Source organism: Leisingera sp. ANG-M7, assembly GCF_000813965.1.
GTDB lineage: Bacteria > Pseudomonadota > Alphaproteobacteria > Rhodobacterales > Rhodobacteraceae > Leisingera.
Genome location: NZ_JWLI01000007.1, coordinates 385,042 through 401,312, shown reverse-complemented (window position 1 = coordinate 401,312; position 16,271 = coordinate 385,042). Strand labels below are relative to the sequence as shown.

The following is a 16,271-nucleotide window of genomic DNA, read 5'->3' as shown; positions in this document are numbered from 1 at the left end:
CGGAGGGGGCGCAGCCTGGCCAGGCCAGGATAAGGACGCAGGGCGGCAGTGCCTGGTGTGTCAGCCCTCAGCCGTTTCAGCCAGCTCCATGTGGCCCCAGCCGCGCGACAGCACCTTGCGCAGGATCGGCTCGAAGAACTCAAGCGGTTTGGTCGGATACTCCGGGTCAAAGGCGCATTGGTCGTATTTTTCGCAGAAATACCGGCAGTCCTCCCAATAGGTGCTGTCGCGGTATTTGTCGCGGGCGTTGCGGTCGCCGCCGAAGTGGTGGTTGTAGTAAAAGCCCTGGAACACGCAGTGGTGCTTGAGGATCCAGTAGGTCTTCTCGCTGACATAGGGCTTCATCATCGCCGCCGACAGCTCACCGTGGTTATAGGGGGACAGGATGTCACCGGTGTCATGCACTAGGGCGGCCACGATGATCTCGTCGTCGGCGCCGTCTTCCCAGGCACGCGTCGCGGCCTGCAGCGAGTGCTGGTAGCGGTTTACCGGATAGGGGGTCCAGTCCTCGTCCAGCGAGCGGATCGCATCGAGGATGCGGTCGGGCAGGGCGGCGTTGTATTCCTCTTCGTATTTCTCCACCGCGGCCCAGTCGGCGGCGGTGGCTTCTTCGAAACTGGTCCAGGTTGGCTTGTGGCTTTTGTCCAGCATGGCGCGGGTCCTTTGGTTGATCTGCTGGCAAGGTAGCGAGTCATGCATGATCAGGAAAACGAATTGATTTGCTCAAAGCGAAAGGAAATAGTGATCACCATGCAGATCAGCGCGTTCAAGACCTTTCTGGCCATCGAGGCCGCGGGCAGCTTTCACGGCGCGGCGCGGGCGTTGAACGTCACCCAGACAGCCGTCAGCGCCCGGATCAAGGCGCTGGAGGAAGCGTTGGGTACGCCGCTGTTTGATCGCGGCCCCGGCGGCACAAGGCTGAGCGCGGCGGGGCGGCAGTTCCTGCCTTATGCCGAGCAGATGATGCGGACCTGGGAGTTTGTCGCAGGCGATCTGAAGGCGAGCCTGCAGGGGCAGGTGCCGTTGCGGCTGGGGGCGCAGCTGTCGGTCTGGGATCCGCTGCTGGTCGATGTGGCGGTCTGGCTGGAGGAGGAGCAGGGTACGGTGCCCTTCACGTTGAACTATGACCACGCAATGAACATGGGCGAGGCGGTGGCGCACCGTCTGTTGGACGTGGCGATTGTGAATGAGGTGCCGGCGGGTACGCGGCTGGTGGCGGAGGAGTTGCCGCCGGAACGCCTGGTGCTGGTCGCGGACCGCCCTTTGCGTCTGGGGCAGGATGCACTGCCGCTGTTCGTCAACCTGGAATTTGGCGCTGAATATGATGTGCAACTGCAGGATGCTCTGCCCGCCCGCAGCCGCCAGCACATCGTGCTGGGCAATGCGCTGATGGGGCTGCGCTATCTGCAAAGGCGCGGCGGCATGGGGTATTTTCCGGCCTATATGGCAGCAGAGGCGCTGGCGGCAGGGATGCTGCACGCAGTGGAGGGTGCGCCGGAGATCACCCTCGGCTGCCGCGCGCTTTATCTGCCAGACAACCCGGCGCTGGAGCACATCCGCCAGGTGATCCGGGGGCTGCAGGAGGTGCGAGGCGGCGGCTGAAGATTGTGAGACCGTTGACACCAGAGGGGTGGCTGCGCAATTTCGGCGTGTTTCAAGGAGTTCTTATGACAAAACGCATTTTCGGAATTCCGCAGAAGAAGCTAATGCTTGGCTGCACGATATTTGCAGTACTTTGGTACGGGAGTTTTCTGTGGGCCGGTCGACCGGTCAAACTGCTCGGGGCACCGGAAGCGGTGTAGGGGGGCGTGGACCCTGAGCAGGCTGGAATCCAGCTCCATAGGCGAACTGCGTTTTATGAGGGAGAGCTTGGGCAAGCGGCGGTTCAGTTGTTTGTAGTTCTGAACTGGTCTCAGCTCGAAAAAATTGAAGGGCTGCGAGAATTGTGCGGGGAGCCCTGCGGTGACGACAGTGAAGCCGTGCTGGTCCGCAAAAACGTCTTCCGGAATCTGTTCGAATATCAAAAGCTGCTGTTTGTCCGTATCGGTGACATTGTGGAATACGATCCCGCGGATGAAGAGAGTTTCATCTATCCCGGCAACTTCGCCCCGTGCTTGTGGGACGGTTTGGCAATGGAAATTGAAAGATCCAGAGCCTTGAGTGTGACTGAGGGATGTTTCGGCGCGACACTGCGTGGAAAGTCAGCTGTGCACGGAAGTAGGGGAACGTATCAGGTCGTCGAAAACTGGTCCTTCCAAGTCGGGTTCTAAACCGATGCTAAAGTAAACCACTTGTGGCGCTATTTCTGGCTAACCAGCGCCAGGTTGTTGGCGGGCATTTCGACTGACCGTATCATCTCCAAACCGGCAGCCTGCAGCCAACCAATAGCCTCAGCGTCATCCTTATAGCCGGTCTCCGGATCGTTCGCGGTGATGGCGGTGTGGAAGGCGCGGTCGCCCTCGCTGATGAGGTCGCCGCCGCGCATGAAGGGGCCGTAGATGACAAACCGCCCGCCGGGGGCGAGGGCGGCGGCGGCCTCCTGGATCAGCGTGCGGGCCTCGCTTTCACTGATGAGATGCAGCAGGTTCACCAGCACGATCAGGTCCTGGCCTGCGTGGTCCGCGCCCCAGCCGGGGGCGGTGGCGTCCAGCTCGGCGGGTGGTGCGATGTTGGGCAAGCCCGCCTCCTCGGCATAGGCCTGGATACTGGCACGGCGGGTGGCGTCCACCTCTGTTGGCTGCCACATCAGGCCGGGCAGGCGGGCCGCGTATTCAATCACATGCTGGCCGGTGCCGCTGGCGATTTCCAGGGCGCGGCCCCGCGGCGGGGCTGCTTCCGTCAGCAGATCGCAGATGGCGCCGCTGTTGCGTGCAGCCGAGGGGGCAAACAGCTTGCCGCCCTGCGGTTCCGCGACAGAGGCCGCGCCGGGAACGGAGCGCACCGGCATCAGCGCAGCCGCGCGGGCGACAGCGCGGCCACAGTGGCAGCGTCCAGAACCGGTTTGCGGCCTGCAACCAGATCGGCAATCAGCTGCGAGGCGGCGGGCGCGGTCATGATGCCGTATCCGCCCTGGCCCGCGCACCAGATGAAATCGGGCTGGCCCGCGTCCGGCCCCAGCACCAGCGTGCCATCAGCGACAAAGCTGCGCAGCCCGGCAAAGTTGCCTTCGACCCGCGTTACCGGTTCTGTCACCATCTCCTCATACCGCGCCAGCCCCTCGGCCAGCACCATGTCGTCGGCATAGGCGTCATGCGGGTCCACCGGATCAGCATCCGCGGGAGAGACCAGGAGCTTGCCGGCGTCGGGTTTGGCGTACCAGGTTTCGCCCACGCCCAGCAGCATCGGCCAGCCGCTGACGTCATGCCCGCCGGGGGCGGGCAGCCGGGCCATCGAACGGCGCTTGGGCTGCAGGCCGATGGCGGCGACCCCGGCGAGTGCCGCGACCTGATCGGCCCAGGCGCCAGCGGCGTTGACCAGGTTGCGTGCCTCATAAACCGCGCCGCCTGCGGTGACCTGCCAGCCGCCGCTGATGCGGGTGATTGCGGTCACCGGCGCCTTGGTCACGGTTTGGCCGCGTGCCGCGCGCAGGGCCTTGGCAAAGTCCTGCAGCATCCGGTCGGTGTCGATGTCCTCCGCCGCGCCGCTGATGGCAGTGTAGCCCACGGTTTCCGGGTTCAGGATCGGCACCATGGCGCGGGCTTCGTCCAGCTCCAGCGTCGCCATGCCCAGCTCATCCACGTCGCGGGTAAAACCGTCGGCATCGCCCTTGGCCCCGACCAGCATCAGCCCGCGCGGCGACAGGTAGCCGTTCTCGCGCAGGTGCGCGGCACTGGCGCGGTTCAGGTCGATGGTGGCTCCGTGGCCGTAGTTTTCCTCAAACAGCGCGGCGGAGCGGCCGGAGGAATGGTAGCCAAGCGCGTCCTCCATTTCGAGCAGGGTGACGCTGCCGAGGCTGGCCAGCCGGGCGGCGGCGCTGGTGCCGGCCATGCCGCCGCCGATGACGATGAAATCCTGCATGGGTCTAGTCCTTGTGGTCTTGTTGTTCTTCCAGCCGGTCGGTGGCGGGCGCGGGGCGCGGGCTGAGCGCCTCGATCGCGCGGTAGAGATCCGCGTCCATCGGGAAATCCAGCGCTGCCAGCGAGGGCTGCAGCTGCTCCGGATTGCGGGCGGAGATGATCGGCACCGGGGCGGACGGGTGGGCGGCGGCCCAGGCCACGGCGAGGGTGGCGGGATGGGTGCCGCGCTGGGCGGCCAGTTCTGTCAGCGCCGCGGCGGTCTGATGCATGGCGGCGGGGCTGTAGCGGATGCCATAGCCTGCGTCCTCCGTGATGCGGCCCGTGCCGCCAATAGCGTATTTGCCGGTGAGGAGGCCGCCGCCAAGGGGTGAGTAGGGCACCGCGGTGATGCCCTGGTCGGCGCACATCGGCAGGATCTCCACCTCAGCCTGGCGTTTTACCAGCGAATACATCGGTTGCAGGAGGTCGACTGAAATGCCGGAGGCCAGCCCGGCCATCTGCGCCTTCATCACCTGCCATGCGGCGAAGTTTGACAGCGCTGCATAGCGGATCAGGCCCGCCGCCTTGAGCGCGGCGAAACAATCCATCGTTTCGCGCAGGTCGGTGTGCGGGTCGAAGCGGTGCAGGTAGAAGACATCGACCATGTCCAGATCCAGCCGGAGGCGGCTTTCGTCCAGCTGGGTGCGCAGATTGGCAGCCCCGGCGCCGCCCTCGTAGCCTGCCTTGGTGGCGATCAGAAGCTGGTTCCGCTCCTGCTTGATAAGGCGGCCGAGGATCTGTTCCGAGTTGCCACCGGTATAGACCCAGGCGGTGTCGAAATGGGTGATGCCGACAGCGCGGCAGGCAGCGTACATTTCAGCCGACTGGGCTTCGGTGGCGCGGCCGCCGAACTGCATGCAGCCAAAAGCAAAGCGGCTGGCAGGGGTGCCGTCGGGGCTGGTGAGGGGCGTGCGGGGGCTCTGTGTCATGGTCGGAGAGTGGCACGCAAGGCCGGGCAGGCAAAGGGCAATTCCGGCGCTGGCAGACAAAATGCTTGGTCAAACCGCCAAGGCGGTGCAACTATTGGAGGAAGTTCAAAAAAATAAATTGAAACGGGGGACGGACGATGACGACGCCCAATGCACATCCGATGGCTGCGGGGCATATTCCTTCTTATGTCACCGCGGCGGACGGAAGCGATTTCCTGTTCACCTTCATGGCAGTGTTCACCATTGTCCTGATCCTGCTGATCGGGGTTGCCTATTTCACGCTGCACGCGCTGCCGGAGAAGATGGCGCACAAGAGCAACCACCCGCAGTTCCAGCTGGTCGGCATTCTGGCGCTGCTTGCGCTGTTTACCCACAACAACATCTTTTGGGTGGCCGCGATCCTGATGGCAGGGTTCCAGATACCGGATCTGGCGGCGCCGCTGCGCGCCATTGCCGATGCGGTCCGCGGCCTGGGGCGGGAGCCTGATGCACCCGCGGCGCAGGACGGGGACGCGCCGCAGCCGGAGACGGCCGAAGAACCTGCACCGAAGCAGGCGGAACCCGTGGCAGAGGGGCACTGAGCGATGATTGAGACACTTCTATGCGCGCTGGTCACCATCCTGCCGGACTTCCTGTTTCGCCGCTATGTGCAGGGCAAGCGGGTCGGTCAGGAGCTGACGCTGTTTTCCATCTGGTATGAGCTGCGCTGGGGCCTGACGGCCTGCGTGATGCTGACCCTGATGGTGCTGACCACGCTGTTCTATTTCCATCCGGCGACCAATACGGTGGCCTCCTACTTCCGTACTGTCACCATCCTGCCGCAGGTCGGCGGGCGGGTGGCCGAGGTCTATGTCGTCAACAATCAGGAAGTGAAGGCGGGCGACCCTATCCTGCGGCTGGAGGGGCTGTCGCAGAAGGCAGCACTGGAATCCGCCCGCGCGGCGATTGCCCAAGTGGAGGCCTCGCGCAAGCTGGCAGATACAGACCTGGCCCAGGCAGATGCAGGCATTGCGCAGGCGCAGGCGGCGCTGGCGCAGGCGCGGGATGATCTGGAGCGCAACCAGACACTGCGGGACCAGGGCTCCAGCGCGGTGCGGCCGGCTGAGATTGAGCGGCTGGAGAACCTGGTGGACCAGCGGGCGGCCTCGGTTGAGGCAGCGCAGGCGCAGAAGGCGGCAGTGGAGCAGCAGATCGAGGTGCTGATCCCGGCCCAGATGGCCAGTGCCGAAGCGCAGCTGCAGCTGGCGCAGGCGGAGCTGGACAAGACGCTGATCAGCGCCGGTGTCGACGGCAGGGTGGAACAGTTCGCGCTGCAGGTTGGCGATTATGTCAGCCCGGTGCTGCGCCCGGCGGGCATTCTGGTGCCGCTGGCCTCTGGCAGGAACCGCTTCCAGGCGGGGTTCAATCAGATGTCGGCTCAGGTGATCAAGCCCGGTATGATCGGTGAAATCGGCTGTATGACCAAACCCTTCACGGTGATCCCTATGGTGGTCGTCGAAGTGCAGGACGTGATCGCAACCGGCCAGCTGCGCCCCACGGATGAGCTGCGCGACTTGGGCAACATGCGCAAGCCCGGCACCATTACTGTGTTCATGGAGCCGCTTTACGAGGGCACTGCCGAGGCACTGCCGCCGGGCAGCAACTGCCTGGCCAATGTCTATACCAGCAACCACGAGCGGCTGGAGCATGACGACAGCATCGGCACCGCTGAATGGGCATTCCTGCATGTGGTGGACACCATCGGGGTGGTCCATGCGGCGGGGCTGCGGCTGCGGCTCTTGCTGATGCCGGTGCAGACGCTGGTGCTGTCCGGCCACTGAGGTGGGGCTTGCCGAAAGGATAGGAAAGGCGGGCCTGCGGGCCCGCCTTTTGCCATTGTGGCTTGCTCAGTCCGCGAAACACAGCTTGTTGCCGTCCAGGTCCCGCACATAGGCCGAGAACCGCGGCCCGCGCTGCCCCGGTGCGCCTTCGCAGGTGCCGCCCAGGTCAAGCGCCTTCTGGTGCAACCTTGCGGCTTCGTCCGCGGAGCCGAGACTGAAACCCGCCATGGTTCCGTTGCCATGGGTGGCCGGTGCGCCGTCAAAGGGGAGGGCGGCGGCAAAGGCAAAATCTTCCTTCAGCCAATAGGTCATCCGTTCGCTGGGCCGGACCTGGGTAAATCCCTGGTTTTCAAAAAGCGCGTCATAGAATTTGACCGCGGCATCCATGTTGTTGGTGCCGACAACGAAGTAATTCAGTTTCAAAAGCAATCTCCAAAGTGCCTGAGCGCGCCGCGGGCAGGATCCCGCGGGCTTGTGGAGCTGGGAGTACATCAGGGCAGTGACAGGGTGTGTCAGCAGGCTTTGCTGAGATCAGACGTTTCGCGGTAACAAAAAAAGGCCCGCCTGACGGCGGGCCTTTGTGTGTCATAGGACGGTTCGCTTATTGCGGGATGTCGCCTTCGATGCCTTCGACATAGAAGTTCATGCCGGCCAGGGTACCGTCATCAGCGACTTCGCCCTCTGCCAGCCAGGCGGAGCCGTCCTGCTTGTTAATCGGACCGGTGAAGGCGTGGTAGGAGCCGTCAGCCTGCGCGTCCTTGATTGCCAGTGCCGCGGCCTTGACGTCCGCCGGAACCGCATCCGAGATTTCGCCGATGCCAACCATGCCGGCCCCGATGCCGTCCCAGGTGTCTGCGCTCTCCCATGTGCCGTCCATCACGGCGCGGGTGCGGGCGATATAGTAGGGCGCCCAGTCGTCGATGATGGAGGAGACGCGCGGCTTCGGCGCATACTCCGACATATCGGAGGCCTGGCCGAAGGTGATCACGTTGCCTGCGGCCTGTGCAGCTGCCTGCGGCGCGGTGGAGTCGGTGTGCTGCAGGATCACGTCAGCGCCCTGTTCGATCAGCACCTTGGCGGCGTCAGCCTCTTTCGCCGGGTCGAACCAGGTGAAAGCCCAGACGATCTTGAACTGGACGTCGGGGTTTACCTTCTTGGCATGGAGATAGGCGGAGTTGATGCCGCGGATCACTTCCGGGATCGGGTAGGAGCCGATATAGCCGATGATGTTCGACTCAGTCATGTGGCCTGCGATGGTGCCCTGCACCGCGCGGCCCTCATAGAAGCGGGCGGAATAGGTCGAGACGTTGTCGGCGCGCTTGTAGCCGGTGGCGTGTTCGAACTTCACGTTCGGGAATTTCTTGGCGACGTTGATGGTCGGATCCATGTAGCCGAAGGAGGTGGTGAAGATCAGGTCAGCGCCTTCCAGTGCCATCTGGGTCATCACACGCTCGGCATCCGGACCCTCGGCGACGTTTTCCACATAGACGGTTTCGACCTTATCGCCGAACTCAGCTTCAACCGCCTTGCGGCCCTGGTCGTGCTCATAGGTCCAGCCGCCATCGCCGACGGGGCCGACATAGACAAAGCCCACCTTGGTGGTATCGGCCATCGCCGCGCCTGCGGCCAGGCCAAGCGCCACGGCGGCGCTGGTCAGAAGATTGGTCAGTTTCATCAGGTTCTCCCCAGTTTGATCTTTTGGCCCCGGCAGATGGGGCAGTGAAAAGCCCCCCGTCTAGCGGGAGGCGTGGAAGTTGCGGCCAAGCGAGGCAGGAGCGCTGCTTTTGTCCGCCGAAAGGATAACAAGCACAATGATTGTAATCAGATAGGGCGACATTGCCAGATACTCGACCGGAATGGCAACGCCTGCTGCCTGCAGATTGAGCTGCACCACGGTGACGCCGCCGAAGAGATAGGCACCCAGCAGCGCACGCCAGGGTTTCCAGCTGGCAAAAACCACCAGCGCCAGCGCAATCCAGCCGATGCCGGCGGTCATGCCTTCGGTCCATTGCGGCACGCGGATGAGGCTGATGTAGGCGCCGCCCAGGCCTGCGCAGGCGCCGCCGAACATGATCGCAGCCAAGCGGATTTTCAGCACCTTGTATCCCAGCGCATGGGCTGCGTCGTGGTTTTCGCCCACCGCGCGCAGCACCAGACCGAGCCGGGAGTATTTCAGCACCCACCAGACCGCGGCGGTCAGGGCGATGCCGAAGTAGAGGATGATGTCATGGCCGAACAAGATCGGGCCGACGACGGGCAGGTCGCTGAGGACCGGGATGTGGATATCGCCCATCTGCGGCGGCTTGATGCCGACATAGGACTGACCCATCAGTGCTGACAGGCCGAGGCCAAAGAGCGTCAGCGACAGGCCGGAGGCCACTTGGTTTGCCTGGGCAAACTGGGTGAGGATGGCAAACAGGATCGACAGCGCCGCGCCTGCGATGGCGGCAGCAACGAAGCCGAGGAGCGGCGAGCCGCTCTCCACCGCGGTGGCGAAACCGGCGATGGCGCCGACGATCATCATCCCCTCGACACCGAGGTTCAGGACGCCGGCCTTCTCGACCACCAGTTCGCCGATGGCCGCCAGCAGCAGCGGGGTTGCCGCCACCATCAGCGAGGCGATGAGCAGGACCGGATTGATTGCAGAAAGATCCATGTTACGCCACCTCCGGCTTGCCGATTGCGATGCGGAAATTGGTCAGAAGGTCGAAGGCCAAGAGGAAGAACAGCAGCATCCCCTGGAAGACCTGAATGGCGGCTGCGGGCAGCTGCAGGTTCGACTGGGCGATGTCGCCGCCGATGTAGGTCAGCGCCATCAGCCCGCCTGCCAACAGGATGCCGACCGGGTGCAGGCGGCCCAGGAAGGCGACGATGATTGCGGTGAAACCATAGCCCACGTTGAAGTCGATGGAGATCTGGCCGGAGGGGCCGGAGACCTCAAACAGGCCGGCAAGGCCTGCCAGCGCGCCGGAGGTGCCGAGGCAGAACAGCACCAGGCGGGTAGGGTTCACGCCGGCGAATTTGGCGGCGCGCGGCGCCTCGCCGGTCAGGCGGATGTGGTAGCCGGTCATGTGGCGGTTCAGCAGCACATAGGCAAAGATCACCGCAATCAGCGCCGCCACCACGCCCCAATGCATGCCGGTGCCGGTGAGCAGCTCAGCATTATGGGCGGCGTCCCAGGACTGCAGGTTGCGGGAACCGGGGAAGCCGAAGCCCTCGGGGTTCTTCAAAAGGCCCAGCGAGACCGAGGCGAGGAACTGCTCGGCCACATAGACCAGCATCAGCGAGACCAGGATTTCGTTGGTGCCGAAGCGTGTCTTGAGGATCGCCGGGATCATCGCCCAGATCCAGCCGCCGAAGGCGCCTGCGAGGACCATGAAGGGGAAGATCAGGAAGGACTCGGAGGGGTAGAAGGCAAGGCCGGCGCCGGCGCCGAAGATGGCCCCCATGATGTACTGGCCCTCGGCGCCGATGTTCCAGATGCCGGCACGGAAGCCAAGGCTGAGGCCGATGGCGATCAGCACCAGCGGCGCGCCTTTGACCAACAGTTGCGGCCGGTAGTAGAAGGAGAACTCGCCAAACAGCGGTTCCCAGAAAATGGTGCGGATCGCCTCAACCGGCGGTTTGCCAAGCGCCGCGAACAGCAGCCCGCCGACGATCATGGTGGCAATCACCGCCACCAGCGGCGTGGCCATCGACCAGGCGCGCGACGGCTGCGGCCGTTTCTCAAGCCGGATCATGAAGCGGCTCCCTGTTTCATCTTTTGTTTTCTGTTGCGGAGGTCAGACATGCGCCACCTCCATGCCGTGGGCGCCGCCCATCATCAGGCCGATTTCGTCCACCGTCAGGCCTGCCGCTTCGCGCGGTGCGCTGAGGCGGCCTTCGTTCAGGGCGGCAAAGCTGTCGGAGATTTCCATCAGCTCATCCAGATCCTGGCTGATGCAAATGACCGCCGCACCCTTGGCCGCGAGATCCAGCAGCGACTGGCGGATGGACGCGGCGGCGGCGGCATCGACGCCCCAGGTCGGCTGGTTCACCACCAGCACATCCGGGTCCTGCAGCACCTCCCGCCCGATCACGAATTTCTGCAGGTTGCCGCCGGACAGCGACCGGGCTGCATTGCCGGGGCCCGGTGTGCGGACATCAAACGCCTTGATGATGCGTTCGGCAAAGTCCTTGGTGGCACCCCAGTCGAGGAAGCCGTTCTTCTCCAGCCCCTCGCGCACCGAACCGGTGAGCATTGCGTTCTCGGTCAGGCTCATGTCCGGCGCAGCGGCGTGGCCGAGGCGTTCTTCCGGTGCGGCCAGCACACCAAGCTTGCGCCGGGCGGTTGGGCCCAGTTTGCCGATTGGCTGCCCATGCAGTTTCACTGCGTCGGGTTCGGTCAGGGTTTCGCCGGACAGCACGCCCAGCAGTTCGTCCTGGCCGTTGCCGGCAACACCGCCGATGCCGAGGATCTCGCCCTTGCGCACGGTCAGATGCACGTTTTTGAGCGCGGTGCCAAAGGCGGAAGGCGCAGGCACCGACAGGCCGGAGATGTCCATTGCGACTTCGCCGAACTCACGGCTGCCGCGTTCAGGCGTTTGCAGGGTGCTGCCAACCATCATTTCGGCCATGTCCCGGGCGGAGGTCTCAGAGGGAGTACATTCGCCCACATTCTTGCCCAGCCGCAGGATGGTGGCGTGGTCGCACAGCGTGCGGATTTCTTCCAGCTTGTGGGAGATATAGAGGATCGAGGTGCCCTCGGACTGCAGCTTCTGCAGGGTCTTGAACAGGATCTCCACTTCCTGCGGCGTCAGCACCGAGGTCGGCTCATCCATGATCAGAAGCTTGGGGTCCTGCAGCAGGCAGCGGATGATCTCGACCCGCTGGCGCTCCCCTGCCGACAGGTCGCCGACGGTGCGGTAGGGATCGAGCGGCAGGCCGTAGGTTTCCGACACCTCTCGGATGCGGGCAGCAAGGTCACGCATTTCCGGCGGGTTTTCCATGCCCAGGGCGATGTTTTCGGCCACGTTGAGCGCGTCGAACAGCGAGAAGTGCTGGAACACCATGGCGATGCCGTCGGCGCGCGCCTGGCGCGGCTCAGCGGGCTCATAGGGCTGTCCGCGCAGCAGCATCTTGCCGCTGTCGGGTTTGACCAGCCCGTAGATCATCTTGACCAGGGTCGACTTGCCGGCGCCGTTTTCGCCCAGCAGGGCATGCACTTCGCCCTCGCCAATGTCAAAGGAGACAGTGTCATTTGCCACCACTCCGGGATAAGCCTTGGTCAGGCCCTGAAGGCTCAAAAGTGGTACAGTCACGTGCGCCGGTCCTCTTTCATTGTTCTGATCCCCCACTCAGCCGCCGCCGCGGCGGGCATCCCGGTCTCCGTTTCATTGCGGATGGCCGGATGCAGTGCCGCCAAGGGATACTGCTGGTTTCCCGCCATGGGAATAGTGTTTGGGCAAATGCCCTGCGATTTCAGGGGTATGGCCGCGGGGATACCATGGTGGAACGGCACCAGCGGTACGCGCGCCGGGCTGCATCGGCCCTGAGCACAGGTCAAGCTGACCCACATTGCATTGCGAGTTGCGCATCTTCCCGATACCGCCGCTTTACCCTGTTGACCCGGAATGCCGTCCCCTCGATGCGGCGCAGAAGGGAGGCGGGCTGTTTATTGCTTGCTGCCAGCAGCCTAGGGAGCGGTCCGTTGCCAAAGCAAGGAAAACCGGTGCTGCGCTGCAGTATTCTGCGGAGCAAGAAAATTGCGACACATACGGGTAGGTCGTTAATATTTATGCGTTTTATCTGCAGGTTTGCGGAGGCTTTACGCGCTGGATGCGAAAGAGTTTCAACAAAATGGATAAAATGCACTGCCCACCGCACCGGTTTTGGCGGGTGTTCATCGCACAGATCGCTCTTTCGCCTCTGCGTGTCAATAAGATAGCGTGGCGCCATGACAAGCTCTCCCCGATTCATTCACCTGCGCACCCATACCGAATACTCGCTGCTGGAAGGCGCCGTGCGGCTGAAAAAGCTGCCGGACCTGTGCAAGAAGCATGAGATGCCCGCAATTGCGGTCACGGACACCAACAACCTGTTTTCGGCGCTGGAGTTTTCGGTGTCGGCAAGTGGCGCCGGTGTGCAGCCGATCATCGGCTGCCAGGTGGATCTGCGGTTCACGGAACCGGCGCCGGGAGAGCGGCCCAAACCGCCCGCGCCGCTGGTGCTGCTGGCGCAGAGCGAGGCGGGCTATGAGCATCTGATGAAGCTGAACTCCTGCCTGTATCTGCGGCAGGGGGGCGAGCTGCCGCATGTGACGCTGGAGGAGCTGGAAGAGAACGCCGGTGACGTGATCTGCCTCAGCGGCGGCCCGGACGGGCCGGTCGGGCGGCTGCTGCAGATGGGCCAGCGCCCGGCGGCGGAAGCGCTGATGCAGCGGCTGAAGGCCATCTTCCCGAACCGTCTGTATGTGGAGCTGCAGCGCCATCCTGGCGAACACGGCCAGCCGGAGGCGGAGAAGCAGACCGAGCGCGGCCATGTGGAGATGGCCTATGCGATGGATTTGCCGCTGGTCGCCACCAATGACGTCTATTTCCCCAACACGGAAATGTTCGAGGCGCATGACGCCATGATCTGTATCGCCGAGGGCGCCTATGTCGATCAGGTGGAACCGCGCCGGCGGCTGACCGCGCAGCATTACTTCAAGAGCCAGGAGGAGATGGTTGCGCTGTTTGCTGACCTGCCCGAGGCAATTGAAAACACAGTGGAGATCGCCAAACGCTGCGCCTTCATGGCTTACCGGCGCGACCCGATTCTGCCGAAGTTCGCCGATGACGAGGTGGCCGAGCTGCGCCGCATCGCCAACGAGGGCCTGCAGCAGCGCCTGGCGGTGATTCCCCATGCGGTGAGCGTGGAGGAATACCAGGAGCGGCTAGATTTCGAGCTGGGCATCATCGAAGGGATGGGGTTCCCGGGCTACTTCCTGATCGTTGCCGACTTTATCCAATGGGCCAAGGACCACGACATTCCGGTCGGGCCGGGGCGGGGCTCCGGTGCGGGTTCGCTGGTGGCCTATGCGCTGACCATCACGGACCTTGATCCGCTTCGCTATTCCCTGCTGTTCGAACGCTTCCTGAACCCGGAACGGGTGTCGATGCCCGACTTCGACATCGACTTCTGCATGGACCGCCGCGAAGAGGTGATCAAATACGTGCAGGAGAAGTATGGGCGCGACAAGGTGGGGCAGATCATCACCTTCGGCGCGCTTTTGTCCAAGGCAGCGGTGCGCGACATGGGGCGGGTTCTGCAGATGCCCTACGGCCAGGTGGACCGGCTGTCCAAGCTGATCCCGGTCGAGGGCGTGAAGCCGATGTCCATCGCCGATGCGCTGAAGGAAGAGCCGCGTCTCAGCGAAGAAGCCCGCAACGAGCCGGTGGTGGACCGGCTCCTGACCTATGGCCAGCAGGTCGAGGGGCTCTTACGCTCTGCCGGCACCCACGCCGCGGGTGTGGTGATTGGCGACCGGCCGCTGGACGCGCTGGTGCCGCTCTACCGCGATCCGCGCTCCGACATGCCGGCAACCCAGTTCAACATGAAATGGGTGGAGCAGGCGGGGCTTGTGAAGTTCGACTTCCTTGGCCTCAAGACCCTGACGGTTATTCAGAACGCGATGGACCTGATCTTCCAGTCGGGCCGCGACCTGCATATCGCCGAGGACGGCACCCAGCTCTATGATCCGCCGGAGGGCGCCGAGAACCAGATCAACGCCATCCCGCTGGATGATAAGGTTACCTATGACCTATATTCTCGCGCCAAGACGGTGGCGGTGTTCCAGGTGGAATCCACCGGCATGATGGATGCGCTGAAGCGCATGAAGCCCACCTGTATCGAGGACATCGTGGCGCTGGTGGCGCTGTACCGTCCCGGCCCGATGGAAAACATCCCGGTCTATTGCGAGGTGAAGAACGGCCAGCGCGAGATCACCTCGGTGCACCCGCTGATCGACCATATCCTGGAAGAGACCCAGGGCATCATCGTCTATCAGGAGCAGGTGATGCAGATCGCCCAGGTGATGGCGAACTATACCCTTGGCGGTGCGGACCTGCTGCGCCGGGCGATGGGTAAGAAGATCAAGGAGGCGATGGACGCCGAGCGCCCGAAATTCGAGAAGGGCGCGGCAGAGAACGGCGTCGACAAGAAGAAAGCCAGCGAGGTTTTCGACCTCTTGGAGAAATTCGCCAACTACGGCTTCAACAAATCCCACGCCGCGGCCTATGCGGTGGTCAGCTACCAGACCGGCTGGCTGAAGGCGAACCACCCGGTGGAGTTCATGGCCGGTGTCATGAACTGCGATATCCATCTGACCGACAAGCTGGCGATCTACTTCGAGGAAGTGAAGAAGGGGCTGGGGCTGAAATACGTGCCGCCCTGCATCAACCGCTCGCTGGCGACCTTCAACGTGGTGAACGGCGAACTGGTCTATGCGTTAGGCGCGCTGAAAAACGTCGGCCTGGACGTGATGCGGCTGGTGGCCGAGGCGCGCAACGAAGACGGCCGCGAGCGGCCCTTTGTCAACGTCTACGACTTTGCCCGCCGGGTGAATCTCAAGAAAGTGGGCAAGCGGCCCTTGGAGATGCTGGCGCGGGCGGGGGCCTTTGATCAGCTGGACAGCAACCGCCGCCGGGTGTTTGAGAGCCTGGGCGCGCTGGTGGATTATTCCGCCGCGGTGCATGACCAGAGGAATTCCTGCCAGGTGTCGCTGTTCGGCGAGGCGGGCGAGGACCTGCCGGAGCCGCGGCTGCCCAATGTGCCGGACTGGCTGCCGGCCGAACGCCTGTCTGAGGAATTCAAGGCGATTGGCTTCTACCTCTCAGGCCATCCGCTGGACGATTACATGCCCGCGCTGAAGCGCAAGAAGGTGATGACGCTGGACGAGGTGACAGCCAAGGCCGAGCGCGGACCGTTCATGGCCAAGATGGGCGGCGTGGTCGCGGGGCGGCAGGAGAGGAAGTCGGCGCGCGGCAACCGCTTTGCCTTTGCCCAGTTGTCGGACCCCTCGGGGGCCTATGAGGTGACGCTGTTCTCCGAAGTGCTGGAGAAGAGCCGCGAGTTTCTGGAGACCGGCGCCAAGGTGGTGATCACGGCTGAGGCGACGATGGAAAGCGACCAGCTGAAACTGCTGGTGCGATCCGTCGGTCCGGTGGACAGCGCCATTGCTGATGCCGGGCGCAGTTCTTTGCGGGTGTACCTGAGCGATGCGGCAGCCGTGGGCACCGTGGCGCAGGTGCTGGAGGACGCCAAGGCGGCGGCCCGCAATGCGTCCCGCGGCGAGGTCTACATGTACCTGCAGGACCCCGGCCTGCCGGGGGATGTGGAGATGGACCTGGGGCAGGCGTTTCCGATCAACCCGCAGATCAAAGGTGCCCTGAAGTCGCTAGACGGGGTGATGGATGTGGAGGAGATTTGAGGGGTCGAATTTCTTTTCG

The 16,271-nt window shown here is 63.7% G+C and carries 14 protein-coding genes; 5 read left to right on the top strand and 9 right to left on the bottom strand.

All coding sequences use genetic code 11. The annotated features are described in order from the left end of the window. Positions 1 to 60 precede the first annotated feature (60 nt). Positions 61 to 651: an HD domain-containing protein gene (locus RA26_RS11960; protein WP_039183991.1), complete on the bottom strand. Its 591-nt coding sequence runs from the start codon at positions 649 to 651 to the stop codon at positions 61 to 63. A gap of 99 nt (positions 652 to 750) precedes the next feature. Between RA26_RS11960 and RA26_RS11955 the strand changes: the two genes are divergently transcribed. Both RA26_RS11955 and RA26_RS11950 read left to right on the top strand, forming a co-directional pair. Then, on the top strand, positions 751 to 1,602 hold the full coding sequence (locus RA26_RS11955) for a LysR family transcriptional regulator (protein ID WP_241482636.1): 852 nt from the start codon (positions 751 to 753) through the stop codon (positions 1,600 to 1,602). Between the two features lie 287 nt (positions 1,603 to 1,889). Then, entirely contained in the window at positions 1,890 to 2,270 is a 381-nt protein-coding gene (locus RA26_RS11950; protein ID WP_152612591.1) for a hypothetical protein, read from the top strand. A 29-nt stretch (positions 2,271 to 2,299) separates the two neighbouring features. On the opposite strand, the gene RA26_RS11945 is transcribed toward RA26_RS11950, so the two are convergent. The 3 genes from RA26_RS11945 to RA26_RS11935 are packed head-to-tail and all read right to left on the bottom strand — an operon-like array spanning position 2,300 to position 4,984. After that, a complete protein-coding gene (locus RA26_RS11945; RefSeq protein WP_039183929.1) occupies positions 2,300 to 2,947 on the bottom strand; it encodes a DUF938 domain-containing protein in 648 nt (215 codons plus the stop codon). Further along, positions 2,947 to 4,017, bottom strand: a complete 1,071-nt coding sequence (locus tag RA26_RS11940) for an NAD(P)/FAD-dependent oxidoreductase (RefSeq protein ID WP_039183928.1) — start codon at positions 4,015 to 4,017, stop codon at positions 2,947 to 2,949. The genes RA26_RS11945 and RA26_RS11940 overlap by 1 nt, the downstream gene beginning before the upstream one ends. A gap of 4 nt (positions 4,018 to 4,021) precedes the next feature. Beyond that, the gene (locus RA26_RS11935; RefSeq protein WP_039183927.1) at positions 4,022 to 4,984 is read right to left on the bottom strand and encodes an aldo/keto reductase; all 963 of its coding nucleotides are present in this window, start codon (positions 4,982 to 4,984) and stop codon (positions 4,022 to 4,024) included. Between the two features lie 137 nt (positions 4,985 to 5,121). Between RA26_RS11935 and RA26_RS11930 the strand changes: the two genes are divergently transcribed. Further along, positions 5,122 to 5,565 (top strand): hypothetical protein, encoded by a 444-nt coding sequence (locus RA26_RS11930; protein WP_039183925.1) that lies wholly within the window; start codon positions 5,122 to 5,124, stop codon positions 5,563 to 5,565. A gap of 3 nt (positions 5,566 to 5,568) precedes the next feature. Continuing rightward, positions 5,569 to 6,804, top strand: coding sequence for an HlyD family secretion protein (locus tag RA26_RS11925; protein WP_039183924.1), 1,236 nt, complete (start codon positions 5,569 to 5,571; stop codon positions 6,802 to 6,804). A gap of 66 nt (positions 6,805 to 6,870) precedes the next feature. On the opposite strand, the gene RA26_RS11920 is transcribed toward RA26_RS11925, so the two are convergent. The 5 genes from RA26_RS11920 to RA26_RS11900 form a co-directional block, all read right to left on the bottom strand. Next, positions 6,871 to 7,227, bottom strand: a complete 357-nt coding sequence (locus tag RA26_RS11920) for a VOC family protein (RefSeq protein WP_039183922.1) — start codon at positions 7,225 to 7,227, stop codon at positions 6,871 to 6,873. Positions 7,228 to 7,405: 178 nt separating this feature from the next. After that, positions 7,406 to 8,479, bottom strand: a complete 1,074-nt coding sequence (locus tag RA26_RS11915) for a BMP family ABC transporter substrate-binding protein (protein ID WP_039183921.1) — start codon at positions 8,477 to 8,479, stop codon at positions 7,406 to 7,408. A 60-nt stretch (positions 8,480 to 8,539) separates the two neighbouring features. Next, positions 8,540 to 9,460 (bottom strand): ABC transporter permease, encoded by a 921-nt coding sequence (locus RA26_RS11910; protein WP_039183920.1) that lies wholly within the window; start codon positions 9,458 to 9,460, stop codon positions 8,540 to 8,542. A gap of 1 nt (position 9,461) precedes the next feature. Further along, entirely contained in the window at positions 9,462 to 10,544 is a 1,083-nt protein-coding gene (locus tag RA26_RS11905) for an ABC transporter permease (RefSeq protein WP_039183918.1), read from the bottom strand. 42 nt (positions 10,545 to 10,586) lie between these two features. After that, positions 10,587 to 12,104: an ABC transporter ATP-binding protein gene (locus RA26_RS11900; protein ID WP_039183917.1), complete on the bottom strand. Its 1,518-nt coding sequence runs from the start codon at positions 12,102 to 12,104 to the stop codon at positions 10,587 to 10,589. A 635-nt stretch (positions 12,105 to 12,739) separates the two neighbouring features. On the opposite strand from RA26_RS11900, the gene dnaE reads away from it, so the two are divergent. Then, a complete protein-coding gene (gene dnaE, locus RA26_RS11890) occupies positions 12,740 to 16,252 on the top strand; it encodes a DNA polymerase III subunit alpha (protein WP_039183913.1) in 3,513 nt (1,170 codons plus the stop codon). The last annotated feature ends 19 nt before the right edge of the window (positions 16,253 to 16,271 follow it).

Bases quoted from the DNA above. Each gene is read 5' to 3' on its own strand.
- RA26_RS11955 (WP_241482636.1), top strand. From the start codon at position 751: ATGCAGATCAGCGCGTTCAAGACCTTTCTGGCCATCGAGGCCGCGGGC.
- RA26_RS11960 (WP_039183991.1), bottom strand. From the start codon at position 651: ATGCTGGACAAAAGCCACAAGCCAACCTGGACCAGTTTCGAAGAAGCC.
- RA26_RS11925 (WP_039183924.1), top strand. From the start codon at position 5,569: ATGATTGAGACACTTCTATGCGCGCTGGTCACCATCCTGCCGGACTTC.
- RA26_RS11935 (WP_039183927.1), bottom strand. From the start codon at position 4,984: ATGACACAGAGCCCCCGCACGCCCCTCACCAGCCCCGACGGCACCCCT.
- RA26_RS11930 (WP_039183925.1), top strand. From the start codon at position 5,122: ATGACGACGCCCAATGCACATCCGATGGCTGCGGGGCATATTCCTTCT.
- RA26_RS11915 (WP_039183921.1), bottom strand. From the start codon at position 8,479: ATGAAACTGACCAATCTTCTGACCAGCGCCGCCGTGGCGCTTGGCCTG.
- RA26_RS11910 (WP_039183920.1), bottom strand. From the start codon at position 9,460: ATGGATCTTTCTGCAATCAATCCGGTCCTGCTCATCGCCTCGCTGATG.
- RA26_RS11905 (WP_039183918.1), bottom strand. From the start codon at position 10,544: ATGATCCGGCTTGAGAAACGGCCGCAGCCGTCGCGCGCCTGGTCGATG.
- RA26_RS11940 (WP_039183928.1), bottom strand. From the start codon at position 4,017: ATGCAGGATTTCATCGTCATCGGCGGCGGCATGGCCGGCACCAGCGCC.
- RA26_RS11945 (WP_039183929.1), bottom strand. From the start codon at position 2,947: ATGCCGGTGCGCTCCGTTCCCGGCGCGGCCTCTGTCGCGGAACCGCAG.
- dnaE (WP_039183913.1), top strand. From the start codon at position 12,740: ATGACAAGCTCTCCCCGATTCATTCACCTGCGCACCCATACCGAATAC.